The sequence below is a fragment of the Wenxinia saemankumensis genome, assembly GCF_900141735.1.
Taxonomy (GTDB): domain Bacteria; phylum Pseudomonadota; class Alphaproteobacteria; order Rhodobacterales; family Rhodobacteraceae; genus Wenxinia; species Wenxinia saemankumensis.
The window spans coordinates 174384-196556 of sequence record NZ_FQYO01000003.1; the positions used below are offsets into that span (position 1 = coordinate 174384).

Sequence of the window (22173 nt, forward strand, 5' to 3'; positions counted from 1 at the left end):
CGGGGCGCGTCACATGTTGTCGCGCGGCGTGCTGTCCTTCCAGCTCTTCTCGAAGACCTGCTCGTCTCCGATCCAGGCGGTGAGCGTCGCGCCGTGATGGAAGCTGTCCTCGTCGGAGGTGAGCCAGCTCGTCGTCTCGGTCCGCACGGCCCAGTCGCCGCGCGACATCTCCTCGGTCCAGCGCGTCTCCACCCGCGCGGAGGTCGGATCGGAGGGACGGATCGACCAGCGCTCCTCGGTGGTCGAGCGGCTGGCGAGGCCGTGGGCGAGATCGCGTGTCCCGCCGCTGTCATGCGAGATGACCAGCGTCGAGGCCCCCGTCGCGAGGTCGATCTCGCGCCGCCGGGTGAGCCCGCCCTCGGACAGCACCTCGTGCTGCCAGGGCGTCGCCCCCTCCGGCCCTTCGAAGGACCATTCGGCGCCCTCGGCCAGCGGCCGGACCGGCAGGTCGAGCCGGCCGGCGCTCAGCACCAGTTCCACCGGCTTGGGCGCGGGCCAGAGGAAGGGGAAATACGCGGTGGAGATGGCGACCCGCAGGTGATGCCCGGCCGGTAGGCGATAGGCGATCTGGTCGAGATCGACCGTGATCTCCACCTCCTCGCCCGGGACCATCGGCACCGGTTCGGCATGGCTCTCCCGGTGGGACAGGTTGAGGAAGCCGTGCGTGATCAGGGCCGAGGTCCCGTCCGGGAACACGTCCGTCAGACGGATCGCGACCTGCCCCTGCGGCGCATCCGAGGTCAGGCGCAGCGTCACGCGCGGCGCCCCCACGATGTCCATCGGCTTGCCGGTCTCGGGCCCTTCGAAACAGGCCGACAGCGCGTCGTCCCCACGCTGGTCGAGCGGCAGTTCCGGCCCGTAGGCGAAGGGGAAGTATTCCCCCGTCCCGGCCCCGCAATCCGCGGGCGAGGTGACGGCGCGGGTCAGCGCGCCTTCCTTCGTCGACAGGCCCGCATCGGTCAGGTGCCAGGTCCGCATGCCGATATCGGGCGAGGGCCATTCCGCCTCGGCGATCCAGCGGCCGGGCCGATCCTCGAGCCAGGCATGGGGCCGGACGCTGTCCATCAGCCAGCAGCGCATCGCCGGGTCCGCCTCGACGCCCGTGTCGATGTCCTTCAGCCAGCGGTCCCACCAGCGCAGACTCTCCTGCAGGAAGCCGATGGCCGGGTCGGGGGCGGCGTAATGCGGGTACTTGTGGATCCAGGGGCCGACGATCGCCTTGACCGGGCCGGACAGGTACGCCGCCAGCGCGGCCGGCGTGTTGCGATAGCCGTCGTGCCAGCCGCCGAAGGACAGGACCGCCGCCTCGACGGCGGACCAGTCCTCGCAGATCGACCCGTGCTGCCAGAAGGCGTCGCGCCGCTGGTGGGCGATCCAGGTCTCGAAGAGGAAGGGCTGCGCCTCCAGCCGGTCCAGCCACATCCTCCGCCAGTCCGCCCCCACGACCTCGGGATCCGGCGGGCGCGACGAATAGGCGAGCATCTGGGACGCCCAGCCGAGATTCTCGCCCAGCATCGCGCCGCCCTTCCAGTGGATGTCGTCGGCGTAGCGATCCGTGCTGGAGCAGAGCGTCACGACGGCCTTCAGCCCCTCCGGCTTCAGGGCCGCGACCTGGAGCGAGTTGAACCCGCCCCAGCTGATCCCCATCATCCCGGCCGTGCCGCTGCACCAGGGCTGGGCCCGCGCCCAGGCGATCACGTCGCAGGCATCCTGCAGCTCCTGCGCGGTGTATTCGTCCTCCATCAGGCCTTCGCTGTCGCCGTTGCCGCGCATGTCGGTGCGCAGGCAGGCATAGCCGTGCCCCGCGAAATACGGGTGGGTCAGCTCGTCGCGGACGATCGTCCCGTCGCGACGTCGATAGGGCAGGTGCTCGAGGATCAGCGGGACGGGATCGGCGTCCGCATCGTCCGGCAGCCAGAGCCGGGCCCGCAGGACCGTGCCGTCGGTCATCGGGATCTCGACGCTCTCGTGGCAGGTGACGGCGCGGGGAAAGTCGGTGACGGTCTTCATGGGATCTCCTGTCGGCGCGTGGCGGAGCCGGCGCGAGTTCGGGCAGGGCGGGGGCCGGTCAGCCCTCGTCCTCTGAGGCAAGCGACAGCGCGCCGGGCTGGGCGCCGAGGTCGGCGACGCCGAGCGCCTCCTCCGGGCGGCCGAGACGGTTGCGGACCACCCAGCGCAGTTCGCGCTCGGCCCGGGTGATGGCGACATAGGCGAGGCGCTTCCACAGCGGCTGGCCCGCCTCGACGCGGCCCATCCGGGCGGCGATCTCGATATCGGGGGCAAAGACCTGCACCGTGTCCCACTGGCTGCCCTGCGCCTTGTGGATGGTGACGGCCGCCCCGTGCAGGAAGACCGCGCCCATATGCGCGGCGAAGGGGATGAACGGCTCCTCCTCGCCCTCCTGCTCGATCTTGACGATCGACGCGACCGAGATCTGCGGCTCGGGCGCGCCCATCAGGTGCAGGCGCGAGAACCCCCCGCGCTTGCCGGGGCCGAGATAGATCGCCTGCGCGCCCTTGATGAGGCCGCGCGCCTCCAGCTCGATCCGGCGCTTGCGATGCTTGAGCGGCAGCTCGATCCCGTCGCAGATCAGCGGCTCGCCCGGCAGCAGCGCCGCCTCCGGCGCGTCGTAGGCGCGGCGGAAGGCGTGGATCAGGCGGATCCGCGTCGCGTTGCGCCAGACGAGCACGGGCGAGCGGGCCATCAGGTCCGCCTCCACCCGCCCCGCCATCACGACGCGCGGATCGCGGGACGCGGCCTCCTCCACCAGCTTCTCGAAGCGGTAGAAGTCGACATCCGGATCTGCCAGCGCATGCGCGAGGTCGAGGATCGGGTTGTCGTCCGCCTGACGGTGGATCCGCGTCAGCGTCAGGCGGCGGTTCTCGGGCAGGGTCTCGAAGACCATGCCGTCGCCCCCCGCCTGCACGGGCGGCAGCTGGGCCGGATCGCCGAACAGGACGAGCGTGGGAAAGATCTCCTTCAGGTCGTCCAGCGCGCGCTGGTCCAGCATCGAGGATTCGTCGACGAAGCCGATGTCGAGCGGATCCTCCCGCCGTTTCCAGCCGGTGATGAAGTCCGACCCCTTCAGCCCCGCCGCGGCCAGCGCCGCGGGGACAGATCCGTGGGTCTGGTAGGACGCAAAGGCCCGGTCCAGCGCCTCCTCGCTCAGCCCCTCGACCTCCGGCCGGTCGGCCGATCCGGCCAGCCATTCGGCGACCTTCTCGAACTGGGGATCGTAGACGGGGGTGTAGAGGATGCGGTGGATCGTCGTCGCCGGCACGCCGCGACCCCGCAGCACGCTCGCCGCCTTGTTGGTCGGGGCGAGGATGGACAGCGTGCGCGCGTCCTTCTTGCGGCGCCCCTCCCAGTCGCCGCCGACGATCTGCACCCCGGCCTCCTTGAGCGCGCGGGTCAGCTCGGCCAGCAGCAGCGTCTTGCCCGACCCCGCCTTGCCGATGACGGCCAGCACCTTGTCCGCGTCCGAGGGCGGCGGCTGGAGCAGCCCGTCGTCGAGCTCGATCCCCGAGGAGCGCAGAAGCTCGGCCAGCCGGTCCCACGCCTCGGCCTGGTCGTCGGAGAAGGTGAGCGCGGGGGCGTCGGACATGCGGCGGACCCTATCCTTCCCCCCCTGCAGGGGAAAGGGCCGGCCGGCGCGCCTTCGGCCCCTTTCGGCCCCCCCCGGGGGGAGGGAGCGGGGGGCGCCGTCCCGCGGAGGCGGCTATCCGTCCACACCGCCCCGCAGGGCCCGCGACCGCGCCCGCCGGTCAGCGACGCAGGTAGCGCGCGGCGGCCGAGGCGGTCCAGCCCGCCAGGGCGGCGATCGCGAGGGCGAGCAGACCGTAGAGCGGGGGGGCCTGGATCGACAGGTTGTAGAGCCAGCGTTCGATCCCGACCCGCTGCACGCCGATCGTCGCCTCGTACCAGTCGACCACGCGGCGGTCCCGGGTCAGGTAGATGCGGATGTCGTAATTGCCCTCGGTCAGGTTCGCGGGCAGCCCGACCGAGGCGCTGAACAGCGTCTCCTCCTCGAAATCCACCGCCCCCTCCTCGATCCGGTACAGCCCCTCCGCCTCGCGGATGCGGATCAGGGCCTCGACGAAGGTGTCGGCCCCCTCGATCCGGTTGCCGACCGAGCGGATCGCCCGCGGCACGGTGACGGAATGGCGCTGGTTCTCCACCGCCGAGAGCACCTCGGGCAGCGGGCCGCTGGTCGAGACGGCGTAGAAGGACGGGGCGAGGTCGACATGCGCGGCGTCGGTGTTCATCCAGATCCCGGCGACACGCTCGGCCCGGCGCACCGTCACCGGCACCAGCGGACCGGACACGACGAGCACGATCTCCGCCGGGGTGGCGGGCGGGGGGGCGCTGCGCCGGATCGCGCCGAAGACCAGCAGGTCCGATCCGTCGAACGTCACGGTGATCGCCACCTCGTCGGCCGAGAGGCCGAGCACGATCTCCTCGCCGAGGCGGCCCTCCGTGTCCTGCGCGGCCAGCGGCAGCGGCAGCGCCAGCAGCAGCGCCAGGACGAGCCGCCTCATGTCGCCTCCACCGGGTCGATGGAGTAGAGCTCGGACGGCGTCCAGACCAGCGACAGCGCCAGCTGGAAGCAGACGGCCAGCACGATCAGCGCCAGCATGACCCGCAGGTTCTCGGCCTTCATCCGCGCCCCGATCGTCGTGCCGACCTGCGCGCCGATCACGCCGCCGAGGATCAGGATCAGCGCGAGCACGAGGTCCACCGTCTGGTTGGTGATCGCGTGCATCATCGTCGTGTAGGCGGACAGGAACAGGATCTGGAACAGCGAGGTGCCGATCACGACCTTGGTCGGCATCTGCAGCAGGTAGATCATCGCGGGCACCATCAGGAAGCCGCCGCCGACCCCCATGACCGCGCCCATCACCCCGACCAGCATCCCCACCGCCAGCGGCGGAAAGACCGAGATGTAGAGCCCCGAGGCCCGGAACTTCACCTTCAGCGGCAGCGCGTGCAGGCGGTTGTGCCGGACCCGCTGCGGCCGCGGCCCCGCCCGGCGGCTGCGCAGGATCGCGCGCAGGCTCTCGACGAACATCAGCCCGCCCACCGTGCCGAGGAACAGCACGTAGGACAGCTTCACGATGAGGTCGACCTGGCCCATCGAGCGGAACAGGTTGAACACCCAGATCCCCAGGGTGGAGCCGATCAGCCCCCCCGCCAGCAGCACCAGCCCCATCGGGATGTCGACCGTCCGCCGCTTGAGATGCGCCAGCACGCCCGAGACGGACGAGGCGACGATCTGGTTCGCGCTGGTCGCCACCGCGACCGCGGGCGGGATGCCGATGAAGAAGAGCAGCGGCGTGATCAGGAAACCGCCGCCGACGCCGAACATGCCCGACAGCAGCCCGACCAGCCCGCCCAGCCCGAGAAGCAGGAAGGCATTGACCGAAACCTCGGCGATGGGGAGGTAGAGTTGCATTGTCGGCCCTTGTGGACCCTTTCCGTCAAATCACTGTTCGGGGCCGAAAACCAGACCGCCCGCGCGGGCCGCCGGGCGGCGGGGCGCCCGCCTCGTCGGTCGGCCCGCCCCCCATCCTGCCCGCATCCCGCCTGCTGCCCGGACCACGGCCCGCCCGCCATCCACCCGCGCCGCGGCGGCCCGGTCACGTCCTCGCGGCCCCCGCTTCGCAGGGGTCCAAATACCGCGGGGGTCCGGGGGCAGAGCCCCCGGCCTCCGGCGGCCGCAGGCCGGGGGCGCCGGAACGGCGCCCGCCCGCGCGATCCCCGCCCCGCCCGTGCCCTGCCCAAGTCTGGCCCGTGGGCCGCCGTCAGGCGCCTCGGCGCGCCGCGGCCCGCGCGCGCAGGAAGGCGCGCAGCACCGTCTCCAGCTTCTTCGCGCCGATCGGGGCCATCGCCTTGGTGTGCTCGTGGCCGATGTTCTCGTCGCTCATCCCGGCCGCCATGTTGGTGATGGCCGAGATGCCGGCGACCTTCATCCCCAGGAACCGGGCGAGGATCGCCTCCGGCACGGTCGACATGCCGACCGCGTCCGCGCCGAGGGTGCGGATCGCGCGGATCTCGGCCGGCGTCTCGAAGGAGGGGCCGGAATACCAGGCGTAGACCCCCTCGCGCAGGCCGGTCCCGGTCTCGTCCGCCGCCGCGCGCAGGGCGGCGCGCAGCTCGTTGTCGTAGGCGTTGGTCATGGGGACGAAGCGCGCATCCGTCGGCTCGCCGATCAGCGGGTTCAGGCCCGAGAAGTTGATGTGGTCGCTCAGCGCCATGATCGAGCCGGTCGGCATGTCCGCATCGAGCGACCCCGCCGCGTTCGTGACGAACAGCGTCCCGGCCCCCAGCGCCTTCATCACCTCGAGCGGGCGGCGCATCACCGTGCTGTCGCCGTTCTCGTAGTAATGCGCCCGCCCGCCGAGAACGGCGACGCGCACCCCTTCGAGGTCGCCGATCGCGAGCACCGGGTTGTGGCCCGACACGCCCGCATGGGGGAACCCGTCCAGCCGGTCGTAGGGAATGGTCGTGCCCTCGACGCTGCCGGCGATATGGCCGAGGCCGGAGCCGAGGATCATCGCGATCTCCACGGGGGCCGCGCCGGCCTCCTCGCGGATGCGGGCGGCGAGACTGTCGATATCGCTCATGAGGGGGCCTCGGACAGGAAAGGGGGTCCCGGACGGTCTGCCACCCGGGACCCCCGCCGTCCAGTCCGCGCGGCGTCAGGCGTTGACGATCGTCCCGCCATTGGGGTGCAGCGTCTGCCCGGTGAAGAAGCTGCCGTCGGACGAGGCGAGGAACAGGTAGGAGGTCGCGACCTCCCAGGGCTGGGCCGGGCGGCCGAACTTCGTGCCCGAGCCGAAGCCCTCGACCTGCTCGGCCGGCATCGAGCCGGGGATGAACGGCGTCCAGACCGGGCCGGGCGCGACCGCGTTCACCCGGATCCCCCGATCCGACAGGTTCGAGGCGAGCGAGCGCGCCAGCGCCAGCGACGCGCCGCGCGTCGTCGAATAGGCGATGAGCGAGTCGTTGCCCTTGAAGGCGTTGACCGAGGTCGTGTTGATGATCGAGGCACCCTCCTTCAGATGCGGCAGCGCGGCCTGCGTGCAGAAGAAGTAGGCCATCACGTTGCTGTCCATCGTGCGGCGCAGCCGCTCTTCGGACAGGGTCTCGATATCCTCGTCCACCCATTGCTGGGCGCAGTTGTTGATGAGGATGTCGAGCCGGCCGAAGGTTTCGACGGTCTGCCTGACCGCATCCTCCGCGTGGGACTTCACCGCCAGGTCGCCCCGGATCAGCAGCGCCTCGCCGCCTTCCCGCTCGACGATCTCCTTCGTCCTCGCGGCGTCCTCGTCCTCTTCCAGGTAGGCGATGGCGACATTCGCCCCCTCCCGGGCGAAGAGGGCGGCCACCGCGCGGCCGATCCCGCTGTCGCCGCCGGAGATGAAGGCGACCTTGCCCTTCAGCTTGCCGACGCCGGGATGGCGGGGCGTGTAGTCGGGCGCGGGGTCCATCTTGTACTCGTCCGCCGGCATGCTGTCCTGATGCTGGGCGGGGATCTTCTCTGGCTCGGCCATGGGTCTGCTCCGCTGGCTGTGAATCTCCAGCGGTGAACCCGCCCCCGGGAGGGCGGGTTCCGCTATCAGGCCGGCGTTACCGCTCCTTGACGTAGGGCTCGCCGCCCGCCCGGGGCGGGATCGCCTTGCCGACGAAGCCGGCGAGGATGATGACCGTGAGGATGTAGGGCAGGGCGTCGAGCAGCTGGATCTGCACGTCCCAGCCGAGCGTCCCCTCGATCATGTCGGGCCGCAGCGCCACCGCCTGGAGGAAGCCGAACAGCATCGTGGCCCCCAGCGCGTACCAGGGCCGCCACTTGGCGAAGATGAGCGCGGCCAGCGCGATGTAGCCCCGCCCGGCCGTCATGTCCTTGGTGAAGCCGGCCTGCAGCGCGGTCGCCAGATACGCCCCCGCGATGCCGCAGAGCACGCCGGCGATCGCGACGGCGGCGAAGCGCAGCCCCACGACCGACACGCCCGCCGTGTCCACGGCGGCAGGGTTCTCGCCCACCGCGCGCAGGCGCAGACCGAAGCGGGTGCGGAACAGCACCCACCAGGTCAGCGGCACGATCAGCAGCGCGATGTAGACCAGCGAGGTATGGCCCGAGATCAGTTCGGAATAGAGCTGCTGGCCCGGATCGGCCTGCATGATGTCGCGCGTGCGCTCCACCGCGCCGGGCCAGACGATGGGATTGAACCGCCCGTCGCCCGACAGCTGGGGCGTGCGCCCGCCCTGCGCGAACCAGCTCTGGCTGACCACGACCGTCAGGCCCGCGGCGAGGAAGTTGATCGCCACGCCCGAGATCAGCTGGTTGCCGCGGAAGGTGATCGAGGCGATGCCGTGCACCGCCGACAGGACCAGCGACGCGCCGATCCCCGCCATCATGCCCACCCAGGCATTGCCGCTGGTATAGGCCACGGCGGCCGAGAAGAACGCTGCCGCCAGCATCTTCCCCTCCAGCCCGATGTCGAAGATGCCCGCCCGCTCGGAATAGAGCCCGGCGAGGCAGGCCAGCAGCAGCGGGGTCGCCAGGCGGATCGTCGAATCGAGGATCTGCAGGATCGCGAGATAGTCCATGTCGTCCCCTTACGCCGACGGTTCGGATTGGGCCGACCGGCGGTCCGGCTTCGGCGGGCGCGAGAGGCGCCCGAAGATCGCCTCCAGCGGCATCCGCACCATGTTGTCGAGCGCCCCGGTGAACAGGATCACGAGCGCCTGGATCACGACGATCAGCTCCCGCGGGATCGTCGTCCAGAAGGCCAGCTCCGCCCCGCCCTGGTAGAGGAAGCCGAAGAGGATCGCCGCCAGCAGCACCCCGAACGGGTGCGAGCGCCCCATCAGCGCCACCGCGATGCCGATGAAGCCCGCGCCCTCGACCGAGTTCAGGATCAGCCGCTCCGCCTCGCCCATGACGTTGTTGATCGCCATCAGTCCGGCCAGGCCGCCCGACATCAGCATCGTGATCATGATGATCCAGGTCGGCCCGATCCCGGCATAGCGCGCCGCCGGCTGCGAATGGCCGAAGGCGCGGATCTCGTAGCCGAGGCGCGTGCGCCAGATGATGAGCCAGACCAGCACGCAGGCCGCCACGGCGACGAAGAAGGTGACGTTGGCCGGCGTGCCGCGGAACAGCACGGTCTCGCCGAAGCTGAACATGTCCTGGAAGGTCGGCAGGAAGGTCGTCTGCGGGAAACCGGCCGTGGCGGGATCCATCGAACCCGTCGGCTTGAGCGGGCCGACGAGGAGGTAGTTGAGGAACGCCGCGGCGATGAAGTTGAACATGATCGTCGTGATGACGATGTGGCTGCCGCGCTTGGCCTGCAGGAAGGCCGGGATCGCCGCCCAGGCCGCCCCCGCGATCGCCGCGCCGGCCGTCGCGCCGATCAGCGCCAGCGACCAGTGCGGCCAGGGAATGTAGAGGCAGACCAGCGCCACGCCGAGCCCGCCGAGCGCGGCCTGCCCCTCGCCCCCGATGTTGAACAGACGGGCGTGGTAGGCCACCGCGACGGCCAGGCCGGTGAAGACGAAGTTGGTCGCGTAGTAGAGCGTGTAGCCCCAGCCGTAGGTGCTGCCGAGTGCCCCGTCGACCATCAGCTTCAGCGCGGTCCAGGGATTCTCGCCGATGGCGAGGATCACGATGGCCGAGATGAGCGCGGCGAGAATGAGCGAGATCAGGGGAACGAGGACGACCTCGGCCCAGGCGGGCATCTTCTGCATGGATCAGACCTCCTTCGCGGCGTCGCCGCCAGCGTGGGCGAGGTTCTCCTCGACCTCCCCGACACCGTGGGCGCGCCCCGTATCCGTGATTCCGGCCATCAGCAGGCCCAGCTCCTTGGCGTCGGTCTCGGAGGGCAGGCGCTCGCCCATGATCCGTCCGTCGAACATGACCGCGATCCGGTCGGACAGGGACATGATCTCGTCCAGCTCGACGCTGACCAGCAGGATCGCCTTGCCCTGGTCGCGCAGCGCGACGATCTGCTGGTGGATGAACTCGATCGCGCCGATATCGACGCCCCGCGTCGGCTGGCCGACGAGCAGCAGGTCCGGATTCCGCTCGATCTCGCGCGCCACCACGATCTTCTGCTGGTTGCCGCCCGAGAAGTTCTTGGCCGCGAGCGCCGGGTTCGGCGGGCGCACGTCGAAACGCTCCATCTTCCGCGCCGTGTCCGCGCGGATCGCGGAATTGTCCATCAGCAGGGCGTTGCTCTGGTAGCCCGGATCGTCGTGATAGCCGAAGGCCACGTTCTCCCACGCGGCGAAGTCCATGATCAGGCCCTCGCGCTGGCGGTCCTCGGGCACGTGGGCGATGCCCCGGCGGCGGCGGGACCGGCCGTCCGACTTCGACCCGGACAGGTCGATCGGCTCGCCGTTCATCAGCACCTCTCCGCGCGCGACCTCGTAGCCGCCCAGCACCTCGAGCAGCTCCGACTGGCCGTTCCCGGCCACGCCGGCGATGCCGAGGATCTCGCCCGCCCGGATGTCGAAGGAGATGCCCTTGATCCGTTCCACGCCCTTGTCGTCGGTCACGTGCAGGTCGCGCACCTGCAGGATCGTCGCGCCGGGGGTGGCGGGCGCCTTGTCGACGCGCAGCAGCACCTTGCGGCCCACCATCAGCTCCGCCAGCTCGGCGGGATCGGTCTCGGACGTCTTCACCGTGGCGGTCATCTCGCCGCGGCGCATGACGCTGACCGTGTCGGTGATCTCCATGATCTCGCGCAGCTTGTGCGTGATGAGGATGATCGTCTTGCCCTCGCGCTTCAGCCCCTCGAGGATGCGGAACAGGTGGTCCGCCTCGGCCGGGGTCAGCACGCCCGTCGGCTCGTCCAGGATCAGGATGTCGGCCCCGCGGTAGAGCGCCTTGAGGATCTCGACCCGTTGCTGCATCCCGACGCCGATATCCTCGATCCGTGCGTCGGGATCGACGCTCAGCTCGTATTCCTCGGCCAGCGCCTTGAGTTCGCGCCGCGCGCGCGACAGCGACGGCATCAGGAGCGCGCTGTCCTCGGCCCCCAGCACGATGTTCTCGAGCACGGTGAAGTTCTCGACCAGCTTGAAGTGCTGGAAGACCATGCCGATCCCGGCGCCAATGGCGGCCTGGCTGTCGGGGATCTCGGTCCGCTGGCCGTTGATCCAGATCTCGCCGGCATCGGCCTTGTAGAAGCCGTAGAGGATCGACATCAGCGTCGACTTGCCGGCGCCGTTCTCGCCGATGATGCCGTGGATCGTGCCGGGCATCACCCGGATCGAGATGTCCTTGTTGGCCTGGACCGGGCCGAAGGCCTTGGAGATGCCTTTGAGTTCGATGGCGGGCGCTGTCACGAGGGGCTGCCTGTCACTGGGGATTGACGAAGATGGTGCCGCCCCCGACCGCGCGGGCCGCGCAGGCCCCGGGGGACAGGTCGGGGATCTGCTGGTAGCCGATGCTGCGCCCGGCAAGCTGGTCGTCGGTGCAGCGGGGCAGGCTGATCCTGGAATAGCCCTGCGCGCCCATGCATTGCGCGATCACCCGCTGCCTGAGCTCCGTATTGGCGTCGTAGCTGACGACGTCTCCGCCGCGCGTTTCGCCCCCGGTGGTGACGCAGGTGGTGTTGCCCGCGTCGTCGCTGGTGCAGTCGGTGCGGGTCGGCGTGGTGTAGCTCGGCATGGTGCGGATCTGCGTGCTGACCGGGACCTGCTGCGCGGCCTCGACCTCGCAGGCCGTCTGCGCGCGATCGAGGACGCCCGGCGCGATGCCGGCGCGGTACCACGCGCTCAGTGGCCAGGGCTCCTGCATGCAGGCGGCCAGGGCGAGCAGCGCCGTCCCCGCCGCCGCGAGCCGCAGTCGTGCCGGCGCGGTCATTCGGCCGCCCCGTCGCCGCGGAACCCCGCAAGAAGCTCGATCCGGCCCAGCTCGTCGAGTTCGGCGAAATAGGTGCCGCGCATGCGCGTCTCATCCCCCTCGCCGAAGCCCACGAGCACCCGGTGGTAGCCGTGATGCGTGTCCACACGCTCCACCTTCGCCCACCAGCCGGGGGCCTGTTCGGTATAGGCGGCGATGTAGTCCAGCAGCTCGTCCTCGGTCGTGATCCGTCCGCCCGTCCGGGGGTCGCAATAGACGAAGCCGGTGGCGAGCGTGCCGGCGATCGCCTCGAGCCGGGCATCCGGGTCGGTCTCGCCCCAGGCGGCGAAGAAGGTCTCGATCGTGTCGGCCATGGATCCTGCCCTCCGGTCCGTGGTGCGGAAAGGGCCGCGGCGGTCGCCCGCGCGGCCCTTCCGCTGTCTCGTGCCGCGATCAGAAGCTGATGGCGGGGCAGGACTCGTCGGACATGTAGTCGTGGACCTCGATCGAGCCGTCCTCGATGCCGGCGATCGCCTCCTCGACGGCGGCCATCATCTCGTCGGTGACGAGGCTCTCGTTGTTCTCGTCGATCGCGACGCCGACGCCGCCATTGGCCACGCCCATCACGTTGACGCCGGTCTCGACCTCGGGGCCGGCCATCATCGCGTCGTAGACGGCGTTGTCCACGCGCTTGAGCATCGAGGTCAGGACGAGGCCCGGATGCAGGTAGTTCTGGTTGCTGTCGACGCCGATGGAGAGGATCTCCTCGTCGGCGGCGGTCTGCAGCACGCCCACGCCGGTGCCGCCGGCCGCGGCGAAGACCACGTCGGCGCCCTGGCTGATCTGCGCCTGCGTCAGCTCCGAGCCGCGGACCGGATCGTTCCAGGCGGCCGGGGTGGTGCCGGTCATGTTGGCGACGACGGTCGCGTCGGGGTTGGTGTCCATCACGCCCTGCGCGTAGCCGCAGCCGAACTTGCGGATCAGCGGGATGTCCATGCCGCCGATGAAGCCGACGGTGCCGGTCTCGGACGCCATCGCGGCCATCACGCCGACCAGGTAGGAGCCCTCGTGCTCGTCGAACACGACCGAGCGCACGTTCGGCTGGTCGACCACGGCGTCGATGATGACGAAGGTCGTGTCCGGGTAGTCCGGCGCGGCGGTCTCGAGCGCGGTCTGGTTCGAGAAGCCGGCCATGATGACCGGGTTGTAGCCGGCCTCGGCGAAGCGGCGGATCGCCTGCTCGCGCTGGGCGTCGGATTGCAGCTCGACCTCGGCGAAGGTGCCGCCGGTCTCTTCGGCCCAGCGCTGGGCGCCGGTGAACGAGGATTCGTTGAACGACTTGTCGAACTTGCCGCCCAGATCGAAGATCACGGCCGGGTCGGCGAGCGCCGCGCCGGCGGTCATCGCCAGCGTCGCGGTCGCGCCGAGCAGCGTTTTCATGAAGGTCATGGGTCTCTCCCGTTGGTTCCCTGGATCGGATCCCGGAGCCTTGTCCGTCCGGGTTCGTCCTCGTGGCCCTTAGTCACGCCCCGTGGGCGCGGACTTGTCAATCAAGGGGGCAGGCGATGGGGCAGGTCAACCGCAATTTCGTAGCGTTCGCGCGATTTTTGACCAGCCGGTCAGCTTCGGGCGATCACGATCGAGGCAGCCGCTTCTCCAGCACCAGCGCGTCGACCGACGGGGCCCCGGGGCGGGCATAATAGGCCCTGCGGCGCCCGATGCGCGCATAGCCCGCCCCCGCATAGAGCGCGCGGGCCGGGCCGTTGTCCTCGGCCACCTCGAGGAAGATCCGCGCTGCGCCGCGCGCGGCCGCCGCGGCTTCGAACGCGGCGAGCGCGGCCCGGGCGAGGCCGGCGCGGCGCCGCTCGGGCCGGGTGGCGACGGTCAGGATCTCGGCCTCGTCCAGCATCGCCCGGCCGAGGACGAAGGCCGCCGCGTCGCCCGACAGGATCGCGCCCCGGGCCGCCAGCAGGTCCGCGAATTCCGCCGCGCTCCAGCCCCGCTCCCCGGCAAAGGCGGCGGCGTGGGTCAGGGCCAGCGCCTCGGGCGTCACGGCAGCAGGACCGGCGGCGGGTCCGAGGCGGGGGCGGCGTCGGCCGCGCGGACATAGACCGGCGCGGGGCGCGGCTGGTCGGTGCCGAGCCGGTCGGCGGCGATCCGGGCGATGCGCGCGATCTCCTCGCGCGCGTCCAGCGGCGGCAGGGCGCCCTCGGGGCGCGCCGGCACCAGCGACGGGGCGCCGCCGGGGAAATCCTGCACGTAGGCCGCGCCGCGCGGGGCCTCGATCGCGGCACGGCAGGGGCGGGGGGCGTCCAGCGCCTGCGCCTCCAGCCGCGAGACACCGATCGCCGGCACGCCGAGGCCCAGCGCCAGCCCGCGCGCGGCTGCGACCGAGATGCGGATGCCGGTGAAATTGCCGGGCCCCACGCCCACGCCGATCCCGTCCAGCGCCTGCCAGTCCAGACCGGCCGCGTCCAGCACCTCCCGGCAGAGGTCCATCAGCCGCTCGGCCTGGCCGCGGGCCATCTCCTCGACCCGCGCGTCGCGGATCCGCCCGTCCGACAGCAACGCGGCCGCGCAATGCGCGGCCGACGTGTCGAAGGCGAGAAGGGTCGGCCCGGGCATCAGGCCGCGACGGGCCGGACCTCGGTCACCTCGGGGATGTAGTGCCGCAGCAGGTTCTCGATCCCCATCTTGAGCGTCAGGGTCGAGGACGGGCAGCCGGCGCAGGCCCCCTGCATGTGCAGGTAGACCACCCCGCGCTCGAAGCCGTGGAAGGTGATGTCGCCGCCGTCCTGCGCGACCGCGGGGCGGACGCGCGTGTCGAGCAGTTCCTTGATCTGCGAGACGATCTCGCCGTCCTCGCCGTCATGCTCGGCATGGCCCGACCGGGCGGCGGCCTCGGCCCCGGCCATCACCGGCTCGCCCGACTGGTAATGCTCCATGATCGCGCCGAGGACCTGCGGCTTCACCGCGTCCCAGTCGGCACCCTCCTCCTTGGTCACCGTCACGAAGTCGGTGCCGAAGAACACGCCCGTCACACCCTTCACGCCGAAGATCCGCTGCGCCAGCGGAGAGGGCGACGCGCTCTCGGCGGCGGGGAAGTCGGCGGTGCCGGCGGACAGCACCTCCTGCCCGGGCAGGAACTTGAGCGTCGCGGGATTCGGGGTCGATTCGGTCTGGATGAACATGGGGCGGGGCCTTTCGGTCGCGGGAGACGCCGATATGGGCCGCGGCGCGCGACCCTTCAAGCTGGAACCATTCTAAAGCAGAACGGGCCGGCCCAACAAGAGCCGACCCGTCCGTTGCCGGATTGGGGCGCCGGATCGGGGCGCCGGGCCCCGACCGTCCGGGCTCAGAGGCCGAGGCGCAGGTCGTCGAGCCGCGTGCCGTCGATGTCGAGCACCGCGACGACATCCGTCAGCGCGGGCCGGACGAAATGCACGCGGACATCGGTGTTCAGCCCGGCCTTCACCGGCGTGGTGCCCAGCAGCTCGCCATTGGTATCGTAGACGGACACGGTGCCGGCGGCATCGGCCAGGACCGTGCCGACATTCACGTTGAAGGTCGGCGCGCCGGTGGCCTGCCGGTCGGAGGGAACGAAGCCGCTATTGGCCGAGGCGGCGGAAACCGCGCCGAAGCTGGCGACGAGCGCGACGGCGGAGGCGGTGAGGAGGTTTTTCATGGGGAGGTCCTTTCGTCTTGTCGTTGACCTGTGACCCCCAGCTAGGTGTGCGGCGCTGCGAGAACGACATGCCGAACCGCATCCCGTCTGTGCGCTGGTGCAGGGACACGATCGGGTGATCAGGTAACCTGCTCGAGCCGCTCCTTCGACATCCCGCCCGGCACGATCGTCACCGGAATCTGCAGCGACCCGGCGCTGCGCGACAGCTCGGTCACCAACGGGCCCGGCCCCTTGCGGTCCGTCCCCGCGCCGAGGACCAGCACCCCGATCTCGGGATCCTCCTCGATCTGGGCGAGGATCTGCGCCACCGGCTCGCCCTCGCGGATGACCAGCTCGGGATCGACGTTCTGCCGGTCGCGCATCCACTTGGCGAAGACCTCGAAATGGGCGTGGATGCGCTCGCGCGTCTCCTCGCGCATGATCTCGGCCACGCCCATCCAGTGGTTGAACTCGTCGGGCGGGATCACCGACAGGATGGTCACCGCCCCTCCCGTATGGTTCGCGCGCATCGCGGCGAAGCGCATCGCGTTCAGACATTCGCGGCTGTCGTCGAGGATGACGAGGAACTTGCGCATCTTGCTCTCCCTGCCGGCGGAGCATGCAGCAGGCACCGCCCCGGGGCAACGGGGAGCGGCGTGTGGGTTTCGCTGGCCGGGATCGGCGCCCCGTATCAGTTTCCCGTCTCGGCGCCCCGTATCAGCGGCCGCGTACCACCTCGGTCAGCGCGGTCCAGAACAGGCGTCCGAACCGCCCGGCCAACCACAGCGCCACCTGCAGCGCCAGGGCATAGACCATCCCGGCGGCGAGCAGGGCGAGGCCCGACAACCGCACCAGCGCCCGGAACACCCGCGCCTTGCCCAGCACGTCGAAGGCGGCCCGGGTCTCGGGGCCCATCGCCTCGGCCGCGCGGGCCAGCCGGGCGGCGTCGTCCGGTCCGTCGACATGCCGCAGCAGCAGCGCGGTATCGGTCAGCGAGGTGCGATCCGCCACCCGGCCGATATCGGCGGCGACGGCGGACAGCGCGGCGACGCGGCCCATGTCGGCCACCTCGTCCAGCGCTGTCCGGCCCAGCAGGTAGGGCAGGATCCGGTCGGTCCGCAGCCCGATATCGGCGAGCCGCCCCAGGCTGGCGCGGAAGGCCGGCGTCAGCGTGCCCAGCCGCCGCGCCGTCCGCAGCAGGCCGGTCCCCGCCTTCACCGTCACCGAGGTGCCCCCGCTCAGGAGTACCGCCCCGGTCGCGGCCAGCCCCGCCACGGCGAGGCCGGCATCGAGGCGGTCGACCTCCTCCCCCCGCCAGGCGGCGACACCGGCGCGGCGGAGCGCGTTCACGTCGCCCACCGGGCTGATCTCCACCGGCACGCCGCAGATCGCCAGCAGGTCGAGCCGCGGGCAGGACGCGATGTCGACCGCACAGGCCCCGCAGGCCGTGGCCGTCGCCCAGGGTCCCGTCAGCTCGGCCTCCATCGCGCCGACCGCCTCTGCTTGGTCCGCCCGGACAGGCACGCCGAACCGCTCCGCCAGCGACAGGGCGAGCCGCGCATCGTCGAGATCCTCCGCCGCGAGCGCCCGGTCGAGCCGCGCCGCGACCCAGGCGGCATCGACCTCGCGCGCCATCGCCGTGCGGATCGCGAGTTCCGCCTCCTGCGTGCCGCGCTCGACGAACGGCGCGGTGAAGGGCGACAGGGTCAGCGTCCAGAGCAGCAGCGCGGCCGAGGCGAGGATCGGCACGGGGGCAAGGCAGGCGGCGAGGATCCGGCGCGCGGGGGCGGGGCGCCGCCGGTCGCGCCCGGCGCGGCGCGGCCGTGGCGCCGGCACGGGGCCGCCCGCGCGCCAGCGCGGATCGGCCCGGAGATCGTGGGTCGCTGACATCTGCCATGCCTCTCGCCGGTCTCTGACGGCCCGGTCGGGTCCAGCCTAGACCCGGGCCGGGCGTCCGGTCCACTCCGCCGTGGTCTTTCGGGATGACCAAACGGCGGGCGAGCTGCCCGGGTTTTGGGCGTCCGCCGGCCGGCATCGCGCGCAGGCGCCCTCCGTGCGGCCCATGCCCTTCCGCAGCGGGACCCCGCGGCGGAAGGGTGTCGGTCGACGTCATTCAAGGGGAGAGACAGATGATCCGCCATATCGTCGCCGGCGCCGCGCTGGCGCTGACCGGGACCGCCGCCCTCGCGCAGACCGAGATGCCCTTCGCGCTCGACTGGAAGTTCGAGGGTCCCGCCGCGCCCTACACGCTCGCCATCGACCAGGGGCTGTTCGAGGCGCAGGATCTGTCGGTCACGATCACCGAGGGCAACGGCTCGCTCGACGCGATCCCCAAGGTGGCGACCGGCGCCTTCCCGGTCGGTTTCGCCGACATCAATTCGGTGATGCGCTTCCTCGACCAGAATCCCGGCGCGCCGGTCGTGCCGGTCATGATGGTCTACGACAAGCCGCCCTTCGCGGTGGTGGGCCGGATCAGCCAGGGGATCGAGACCCCCGCCGACCTCGCCGGATCGGTCCTCGGCGCGCCGCCGCCCGACGGAGCCTGGGCGCAGTTCCCGATCTTCGCCGCCGAGAACGGCCTCGACATGGCCGACATCACGGTCGAGCCGGTCGGCTTTCCCACGCGCGAGCCCATGCTGGCGAGCGGCGAGGTGGACAGCGTGACCGGCTTCTCGTTCTCCTCGACGCTCAACCTGATCCGTCTCGGCGTGCCGGAAGAGGACATCTCCGTCCTGCTGATGGCCGATCACGGCGTCGATCTCTACGGCAACGCCATCATCGTGAACACGGACTACGCGGCCGAGAATCCCGAGGCCGTGACCGGCTTCCTCACCGCCATCGCCGAGGGCTGGCAGGCCGCCATCGACGACCCGGACGCCGCCATCGCCAGCCTGATGGAGCGCAACCCGGCCGCCGATGCCGAGCTGGAGACGCGCCGCCTGCAGATGGCGATCGACGCCAACGTCCTGACCGACTGGGTGATGGAGAACGGCTTCGGCGGGATCGACCCCGCGCGGATGGACGCCTCGATCGAACAGACGCGCACCGTCTACGAGTTCCAGAACGAGCCCGATGCCGCGCTCTACTTCGACGACAGCTACCTGCCGCCCGCCGAGGCGCGGATGCTGAGCGCGGCGGAGTGATCCGACCGCCGGGCGGCGTCCCTGCCGCCGGCACCCGTCCGGCCGGGCGGCGCCTTCGCCCGGCCGATTCCTCGTCCGAAGGCCCGCTGCCATGACCGACCTCATCGCCATAAGCGGCGTGCGCCACGCGTACCGCACAAAGGCCGGCCCGCTCCCCGTCCTGGACGGGCTGGAGCTGTCCGTGCCCGAGGGCCGGTTCTGCGCCGTCGTCGGCCCGTCCGGCTGCGGCAAGTCCACCCTGACCCGTCTGATCGCCGGCCTGATGAAGCCCGACCAGGGCGAGGTCCGGCTGGAGGGCAGGCGCGTGACCTCTCCCCGCAGGACGGTCGGCATGGCCTTCCAGAATCCGGTCCTGCTGGAATGGCGGTCGATCCTCGACAACGTCATCCTGCCGCTCGAGATCGTCGCCCCCCGGATGCCGCGCGCCGAGCGCGTCGCCCGGGCGGAAGAGCTTCTGGACATGGTCGGCCTCGCCGGGTTCGAGGGCAAGCGTCCCTCCGAGCTGTCAGGCGGCATGCGCCAGCGCGCCTCGCTCTGCCGGGCGCTGGTGCACCGCCCCTCCGTCCTCATCATGGACGAACCCTTCGGCGCGCTCGACAATTTCACGCGCGAGGACCTCTGGCAGACGATGCGCGACCTGCGCGCCAGGGAGCGCTTCACCTGCGTGCTCATCACCCACGACCTGCGCGAGAGCGTCTTCCTCGGCGACCAGGTCGTCGTCCTGTCGGGGCGTCCGGCGCGCACGCAATACGTCCTCGATGTCGACCTGCCGGAGGACCGGACCATCGACATCCTCTACGACAGGCGGGCGGGCGACATGCTCCACCTGCTGCGCGACCAGATCAGGATCGCGCAGGGGCGGGACGATCCCCCCGCCCACACCGGGTCGGACCTGTTGCCCGGCAGCGCGGCGCAGGGCCTGACGACTCCGGGGGCCGCGCGGGACGCGGGGGGGCCGGGCGGCGCGCCCGACGGACCGGCGCGGAAGACCGCGCCCGACGGCGCGACGCGGGGGGCCGCGCGATGATCCGCAAGGTCGCCGTCCCCGTCGCCGCGCTCGCCCTCTTCGTGGCCCTGTGGGAACTGCTCGTCTGGGCGAATGGCTGGCCGGATTACGTCATGGCCTCCCCCTCCGACCTGCCGCAGTCCTATGCGCGGTTCTGGGGGCTGTTCCTGACCGGCGCCTGGCAGACGCTCTGGCGCACCGTCGCGGGGCTGGCGCTGGCCGTGCTGTTCGGGCTGCTGCTGGGCATGATCATGGGCTTCTCGCGCACCGCGCGCGACGGGCTCTACCCGCTGCTCGTCGGGTTCAACGCGATCCCCAAGGCGACGCTCGTGCCCGTCCTCGCGCTGCTCTTCATCGGGCAGCACGATTTCAACACGGTGATGATGGCCTTCCTCATCTCGTTCTTCCCCATCGCCGTGTCCGTGGGGATCGGCCTGTCGACGCTCGAGCCCGAATACCGCGACATCCTGCGCTCGCTCGGCGCGTCGCGCTTCACCATCTTCCGCAAGATCGCCCTGCCCAAGACGCTGCCCGAGTTCTTCGGCGCGCTGAAGGTGGCGGTGACGCTCGCCTTCATCGGCACCAACCTGGTCGAGATCGTCTCGCCCCACGGGCGCGGGCTGGGGGCGCTGTTCCTGTCGGGTCAGACGAACTCGAACTACCCGCTGATGTTCGCGGTGCTCATCGCGCTCGCGGTTCTGGGGATCGCGCTCTACTACGCCGTCGTCGCGCTGGAGAAGGTCTTCGCCGGCTGGGCCGAGCGGCCGCAGGGCTGAGCCCTCAGATCGGCAGCACCTCGTAGAGCGCCCAGCCGCCGAGCAGCAGCCCGGCGATGATCGGCACCATCTTCCCGACCGAGATGTCGAACTTGCGCAGCCGCTCGCCCACGAGTTGCGCCAGCAGGGCGAGACCGAAATATCGCAGTCCCCGGCTGGCGGCGATGGCGGCGAAGAAGACGGCGAAATTGCCCTGCACCGCGCCGGTCCCCAGGGTCGCCAGCTGCATCGGCGCGGGCGAGAACGAGACGAGGAACACGGTCCAGAACAGCCCGCCCCCCTCGAGATCGGCGGCGAGATCCTCGTAGCTCTGCGTGAGCCCCAGCCATTCGATCGCGGGAAGCACGACCGGGTCGCGCAGCCACAGACCGACGAAGTAGAAGAGCGAGGCCCCGACAAGGCAGCCGATCCAGATCGCGACGGCGATCGCGATCGACCGTTTCGGATGGCCGACCATCAGCGGGACGGCGAGCGTCTCCAGCGGGATCGGCACCACCGTGCTCTCGGCGAAGGACAGCGCGGCCATGCCCGTGCGGTGCCGGGCGAGACGCTCGGTCCAGTCGGGGGCGCCGGCGGTGCTCTCGGTGTCTTTGTCCTGCGTCACGGGGGCGAAACCCGGTCGCGCGCGGCCGGTTCCCCGGGGATCGACGGGCCGTTCGCGATCGGGCCGTGGCGTCCGTCCCGTCCCGATCAGGCCGTGGCGGCCCAGTCCCAGTAGAGGTCGCGCGCCCGCCGGGTGACGGGGCCGACCTGGTAGGCGCGCGCCTCGAACCCGGTGACGGGGGTGACCTTGTTCATGTTCCCGGTGAGGAAGACCTCGTCCGCCGCCTCGACGTCGTCGAAGGTCAGGACCGTCTCGCGCACCTCCATCCCGTCGCGGCGCAGCAGGTCGATGATCCGCGCCCGGGTGATCCCGGCGAGGAACGTGCCGTTCGCGACCGGCGTCTCGACCGCCCCGTCCCGCACGATGAAGACGTTGGAGGTCGCGCTCTCGGCCACGTTGCCCATCGCGTCGGCCACCAGCGCGTTGTGGAAGCCCCGGCCCCGCACCTCGGCCAGCATCCGCGCGTTGTTGGGATAGAGGCAACCGGCCTTGGCGTTCACGACCGCGCTCTCGAGCGTCGGCCGCCGAAAGCGGGTGCGGCCCAGCGTGACGCTCGCCTCCTCCGGGGCCAGCGGGATCGCCTCGAGGCAGATCGCGAATCCCGTCTCCTCGGGCTGCGGCACGATGGCGGTCGCGTCGCCGTGGATGCCCCAGTACATCGGACGGATGTAGATCGCCGCTTCCGCGGGATAGAGGGCGAGACCCTCCCGCACGATCTCCGTCATCTCCTCGACCGAACGGGTGGGGCGCAGCATCAGCGCTTCGGCCGAGCGGTTCACCCGCGCGAGATGGGGGCCGAGATCGGGGGCCCGGCCCCGCGCGTGGCGCGCCCCGTCGAAGACCGAGGAGCCGAGCCAGGCGCCGTGATCGGCGGCCCGCATCACCGGAAGATCGCCCTCGTGCCACCGACCGTCGAACCAGGTGCGGATATCGGTGCCGGTGGCCATGGGCGTCTCCCTCTTCGCTGCGGGCGGACGCTAGGCGCGGCGCGCCGGGAGGTCCAGTCCGAGGTACGGGTGTGGTCACTGGCATTGGCACGGGCACGGGCACGGGCGGGGTCTCGGTCCGGTCACGGGCGCAGTCGCGGGCGCAGTCGCGGGCGCTGCCACGGGCGCGGCCACGGTCGCCG

23 protein-coding genes are annotated in these 22173 nt (G+C 71.2%); 3 read left to right on the plus strand and 20 right to left on the minus strand.

All coding sequences use genetic code 11. The annotated features are described in order from the left end of the window. Nucleotides 1-9: 9 nt before the first annotated feature. From BUE30_RS08330 to BUE30_RS08415, 18 genes are all read right to left on the minus strand, one after another. Nucleotides 10-2010: a CocE/NonD family hydrolase gene (locus BUE30_RS08330; protein WP_073328397.1), complete on the minus strand. Its 2001-nt coding sequence runs from the start codon at nucleotides 2008-2010 to the stop codon at nucleotides 10-12. Nucleotides 2011-2068: 58 nt separating this feature from the next. Further along, the gene (locus BUE30_RS08335) at nucleotides 2069-3604 is read right to left on the minus strand and encodes an ATP-dependent DNA helicase (protein ID WP_073328402.1); all 1536 of its coding nucleotides are present in this window, start codon (nucleotides 3602-3604) and stop codon (nucleotides 2069-2071) included. A gap of 160 nt (nucleotides 3605-3764) precedes the next feature. Then, nucleotides 3765-4538 carry a TIGR02186 family protein gene (locus tag BUE30_RS08340; RefSeq protein ID WP_073328406.1) on the minus strand — a complete coding sequence of 258 codons (774 nt, stop codon included), beginning with the start codon at nucleotides 4536-4538 and terminating at the stop codon, nucleotides 3765-3767. Further along, nucleotides 4535-5452 (minus strand): sulfite exporter TauE/SafE family protein, encoded by a 918-nt coding sequence (locus BUE30_RS08345; RefSeq protein WP_073328411.1) that lies wholly within the window; start codon nucleotides 5450-5452, stop codon nucleotides 4535-4537. The genes BUE30_RS08340 and BUE30_RS08345 overlap by 4 nt, the downstream gene beginning before the upstream one ends. Nucleotides 5453-5801: 349 nt before the next feature. Beyond that, entirely contained in the window at nucleotides 5802-6623 is an 822-nt protein-coding gene (locus BUE30_RS08350; RefSeq protein WP_073328416.1) for a purine-nucleoside phosphorylase, read from the minus strand. 75 nt (nucleotides 6624-6698) lie between these two features. After that, on the minus strand, nucleotides 6699-7553 hold the full coding sequence (locus tag BUE30_RS08355; protein WP_073328420.1) for an SDR family oxidoreductase: 855 nt from the start codon (nucleotides 7551-7553) through the stop codon (nucleotides 6699-6701). A 76-nt stretch (nucleotides 7554-7629) separates the two neighbouring features. Further along, nucleotides 7630-8610, minus strand: a complete 981-nt coding sequence (locus BUE30_RS08360; protein ID WP_073328425.1) for an ABC transporter permease — start codon at nucleotides 8608-8610, stop codon at nucleotides 7630-7632. A 9-nt stretch (nucleotides 8611-8619) separates the two neighbouring features. Beyond that, complete coding sequence (locus BUE30_RS08365) at nucleotides 8620-9750, minus strand: ABC transporter permease (protein WP_073328430.1); 1131 nt, start codon at nucleotides 9748-9750, stop codon at nucleotides 8620-8622. Between the two features lie 3 nt (nucleotides 9751-9753). Then, nucleotides 9754-11352, minus strand: coding sequence for an ABC transporter ATP-binding protein (locus tag BUE30_RS08370; protein ID WP_083601274.1), 1599 nt, complete (start codon nucleotides 11350-11352; stop codon nucleotides 9754-9756). Nucleotides 11353-11365: 13 nt separating this feature from the next. Continuing rightward, nucleotides 11366-11872, minus strand: coding sequence for a hypothetical protein (locus tag BUE30_RS08375; protein ID WP_073328433.1), 507 nt, complete (start codon nucleotides 11870-11872; stop codon nucleotides 11366-11368). Beyond that, nucleotides 11869-12225, minus strand: a complete 357-nt coding sequence (locus BUE30_RS08380) for a beta/alpha barrel domain-containing protein (RefSeq protein ID WP_073328438.1) — start codon at nucleotides 12223-12225, stop codon at nucleotides 11869-11871. The genes BUE30_RS08375 and BUE30_RS08380 overlap by 4 nt, the downstream gene beginning before the upstream one ends. A gap of 79 nt (nucleotides 12226-12304) precedes the next feature. Further along, nucleotides 12305-13300, minus strand: a complete 996-nt coding sequence (locus tag BUE30_RS08385; protein ID WP_073328443.1) for a BMP family lipoprotein — start codon at nucleotides 13298-13300, stop codon at nucleotides 12305-12307. 184 nt (nucleotides 13301-13484) lie between these two features. Continuing rightward, nucleotides 13485-13904 (minus strand): GNAT family N-acetyltransferase, encoded by a 420-nt coding sequence (locus BUE30_RS08390; RefSeq protein ID WP_073328448.1) that lies wholly within the window; start codon nucleotides 13902-13904, stop codon nucleotides 13485-13487. Beyond that, on the minus strand, nucleotides 13901-14479 hold the full coding sequence (gene tsaB, locus BUE30_RS08395) for a tRNA (adenosine(37)-N6)-threonylcarbamoyltransferase complex dimerization subunit type 1 TsaB (RefSeq protein WP_073328451.1): 579 nt from the start codon (nucleotides 14477-14479) through the stop codon (nucleotides 13901-13903). Before tsaB ends, BUE30_RS08390 begins: the two co-directional genes overlap by 4 nt. After that, entirely contained in the window at nucleotides 14476-15042 is a 567-nt protein-coding gene (locus tag BUE30_RS08400; RefSeq protein WP_073328455.1) for a NifU family protein, read from the minus strand. The genes tsaB and BUE30_RS08400 overlap by 4 nt, the downstream gene beginning before the upstream one ends. A gap of 164 nt (nucleotides 15043-15206) precedes the next feature. Further along, entirely contained in the window at nucleotides 15207-15536 is a 330-nt protein-coding gene (locus BUE30_RS08405; protein ID WP_073328460.1) for a hypothetical protein, read from the minus strand. Nucleotides 15537-15655: 119 nt separating this feature from the next. After that, the gene (locus BUE30_RS08410) at nucleotides 15656-16111 is read right to left on the minus strand and encodes a universal stress protein (protein WP_073328463.1); all 456 of its coding nucleotides are present in this window, start codon (nucleotides 16109-16111) and stop codon (nucleotides 15656-15658) included. A gap of 121 nt (nucleotides 16112-16232) precedes the next feature. Further along, nucleotides 16233-17405 (minus strand): hypothetical protein, encoded by a 1173-nt coding sequence (locus BUE30_RS08415; RefSeq protein ID WP_083601276.1) that lies wholly within the window; start codon nucleotides 17403-17405, stop codon nucleotides 16233-16235. 239 nt (nucleotides 17406-17644) lie between these two features. On the opposite strand from BUE30_RS08415, the gene BUE30_RS08420 reads away from it, so the two are divergent. From BUE30_RS08420 to BUE30_RS08430, 3 genes are all read left to right on the plus strand, one after another. Further along, nucleotides 17645-18658 (plus strand): ABC transporter substrate-binding protein, encoded by a 1014-nt coding sequence (locus BUE30_RS08420; RefSeq protein WP_073328467.1) that lies wholly within the window; start codon nucleotides 17645-17647, stop codon nucleotides 18656-18658. A 91-nt stretch (nucleotides 18659-18749) separates the two neighbouring features. Continuing rightward, nucleotides 18750-19685: an ABC transporter ATP-binding protein gene (locus BUE30_RS08425; protein ID WP_073328471.1), complete on the plus strand. Its 936-nt coding sequence runs from the start codon at nucleotides 18750-18752 to the stop codon at nucleotides 19683-19685. Then, entirely contained in the window at nucleotides 19682-20440 is a 759-nt protein-coding gene (locus BUE30_RS08430) for an ABC transporter permease (protein WP_073328475.1), read from the plus strand. Before BUE30_RS08425 ends, BUE30_RS08430 begins: the two co-directional genes overlap by 4 nt. 4 nt (nucleotides 20441-20444) lie before the next feature. On the opposite strand, the gene BUE30_RS08435 is transcribed toward BUE30_RS08430, so the two are convergent. Further along, nucleotides 20445-21044 (minus strand): YqaA family protein, encoded by a 600-nt coding sequence (locus BUE30_RS08435; protein ID WP_244526312.1) that lies wholly within the window; start codon nucleotides 21042-21044, stop codon nucleotides 20445-20447. A gap of 86 nt (nucleotides 21045-21130) precedes the next feature. Then, nucleotides 21131-21991, minus strand: coding sequence for a branched-chain amino acid aminotransferase (locus BUE30_RS08440; protein WP_073328481.1), 861 nt, complete (start codon nucleotides 21989-21991; stop codon nucleotides 21131-21133). Between the last annotated feature and the right edge of the window lie 182 nt (nucleotides 21992-22173).

What these genes read in the sequence shown, in the direction of transcription:
- BUE30_RS08330 (WP_073328397.1), bottom strand. Translation starts at nt 2,010, where the DNA reads ATGAAGACCGTCACCGACTTTCCCCGCGCCGTCACCTGCCACGAGAGC.
- BUE30_RS08335 (WP_073328402.1), bottom strand. Translation starts at nt 3,604, where the DNA reads ATGTCCGACGCCCCCGCGCTCACCTTCTCCGACGACCAGGCCGAGGCG.
- BUE30_RS08340 (WP_073328406.1), bottom strand. Translation starts at nt 4,538, where the DNA reads ATGAGGCGGCTCGTCCTGGCGCTGCTGCTGGCGCTGCCGCTGCCGCTG.
- BUE30_RS08345 (WP_073328411.1), bottom strand. Translation starts at nt 5,452, where the DNA reads ATGCAACTCTACCTCCCCATCGCCGAGGTTTCGGTCAATGCCTTCCTG.
- BUE30_RS08350 (WP_073328416.1), bottom strand. Translation starts at nt 6,623, where the DNA reads ATGAGCGATATCGACAGTCTCGCCGCCCGCATCCGCGAGGAGGCCGGC.
- BUE30_RS08355 (WP_073328420.1), bottom strand. Translation starts at nt 7,553, where the DNA reads ATGGCCGAGCCAGAGAAGATCCCCGCCCAGCATCAGGACAGCATGCCG.
- BUE30_RS08360 (WP_073328425.1), bottom strand. Translation starts at nt 8,610, where the DNA reads ATGGACTATCTCGCGATCCTGCAGATCCTCGATTCGACGATCCGCCTG.
- BUE30_RS08365 (WP_073328430.1), bottom strand. Translation starts at nt 9,750, where the DNA reads ATGCAGAAGATGCCCGCCTGGGCCGAGGTCGTCCTCGTTCCCCTGATC.
- BUE30_RS08375 (WP_073328433.1), bottom strand. Translation starts at nt 11,872, where the DNA reads ATGACCGCGCCGGCACGACTGCGGCTCGCGGCGGCGGGGACGGCGCTG.
- BUE30_RS08380 (WP_073328438.1), bottom strand. Translation starts at nt 12,225, where the DNA reads ATGGCCGACACGATCGAGACCTTCTTCGCCGCCTGGGGCGAGACCGAC.
- BUE30_RS08385 (WP_073328443.1), bottom strand. Translation starts at nt 13,300, where the DNA reads ATGACCTTCATGAAAACGCTGCTCGGCGCGACCGCGACGCTGGCGATG.
- BUE30_RS08400 (WP_073328455.1), bottom strand. Translation starts at nt 15,042, where the DNA reads ATGTTCATCCAGACCGAATCGACCCCGAATCCCGCGACGCTCAAGTTC.
- BUE30_RS08405 (WP_073328460.1), bottom strand. Translation starts at nt 15,536, where the DNA reads ATGAAAAACCTCCTCACCGCCTCCGCCGTCGCGCTCGTCGCCAGCTTC.
- BUE30_RS08410 (WP_073328463.1), bottom strand. Translation starts at nt 16,111, where the DNA reads ATGCGCAAGTTCCTCGTCATCCTCGACGACAGCCGCGAATGTCTGAAC.
- BUE30_RS08415 (WP_083601276.1), bottom strand. Translation starts at nt 17,405, where the DNA reads ATGTCAGCGACCCACGATCTCCGGGCCGATCCGCGCTGGCGCGCGGGC.
- BUE30_RS08420 (WP_073328467.1), top strand. Translation starts at nt 17,645, where the DNA reads ATGATCCGCCATATCGTCGCCGGCGCCGCGCTGGCGCTGACCGGGACC.
- BUE30_RS08425 (WP_073328471.1), top strand. Translation starts at nt 18,750, where the DNA reads ATGACCGACCTCATCGCCATAAGCGGCGTGCGCCACGCGTACCGCACA.
- BUE30_RS08430 (WP_073328475.1), top strand. Translation starts at nt 19,682, where the DNA reads ATGATCCGCAAGGTCGCCGTCCCCGTCGCCGCGCTCGCCCTCTTCGTG.
- BUE30_RS08440 (WP_073328481.1), bottom strand. Translation starts at nt 21,991, where the DNA reads ATGGCCACCGGCACCGATATCCGCACCTGGTTCGACGGTCGGTGGCAC.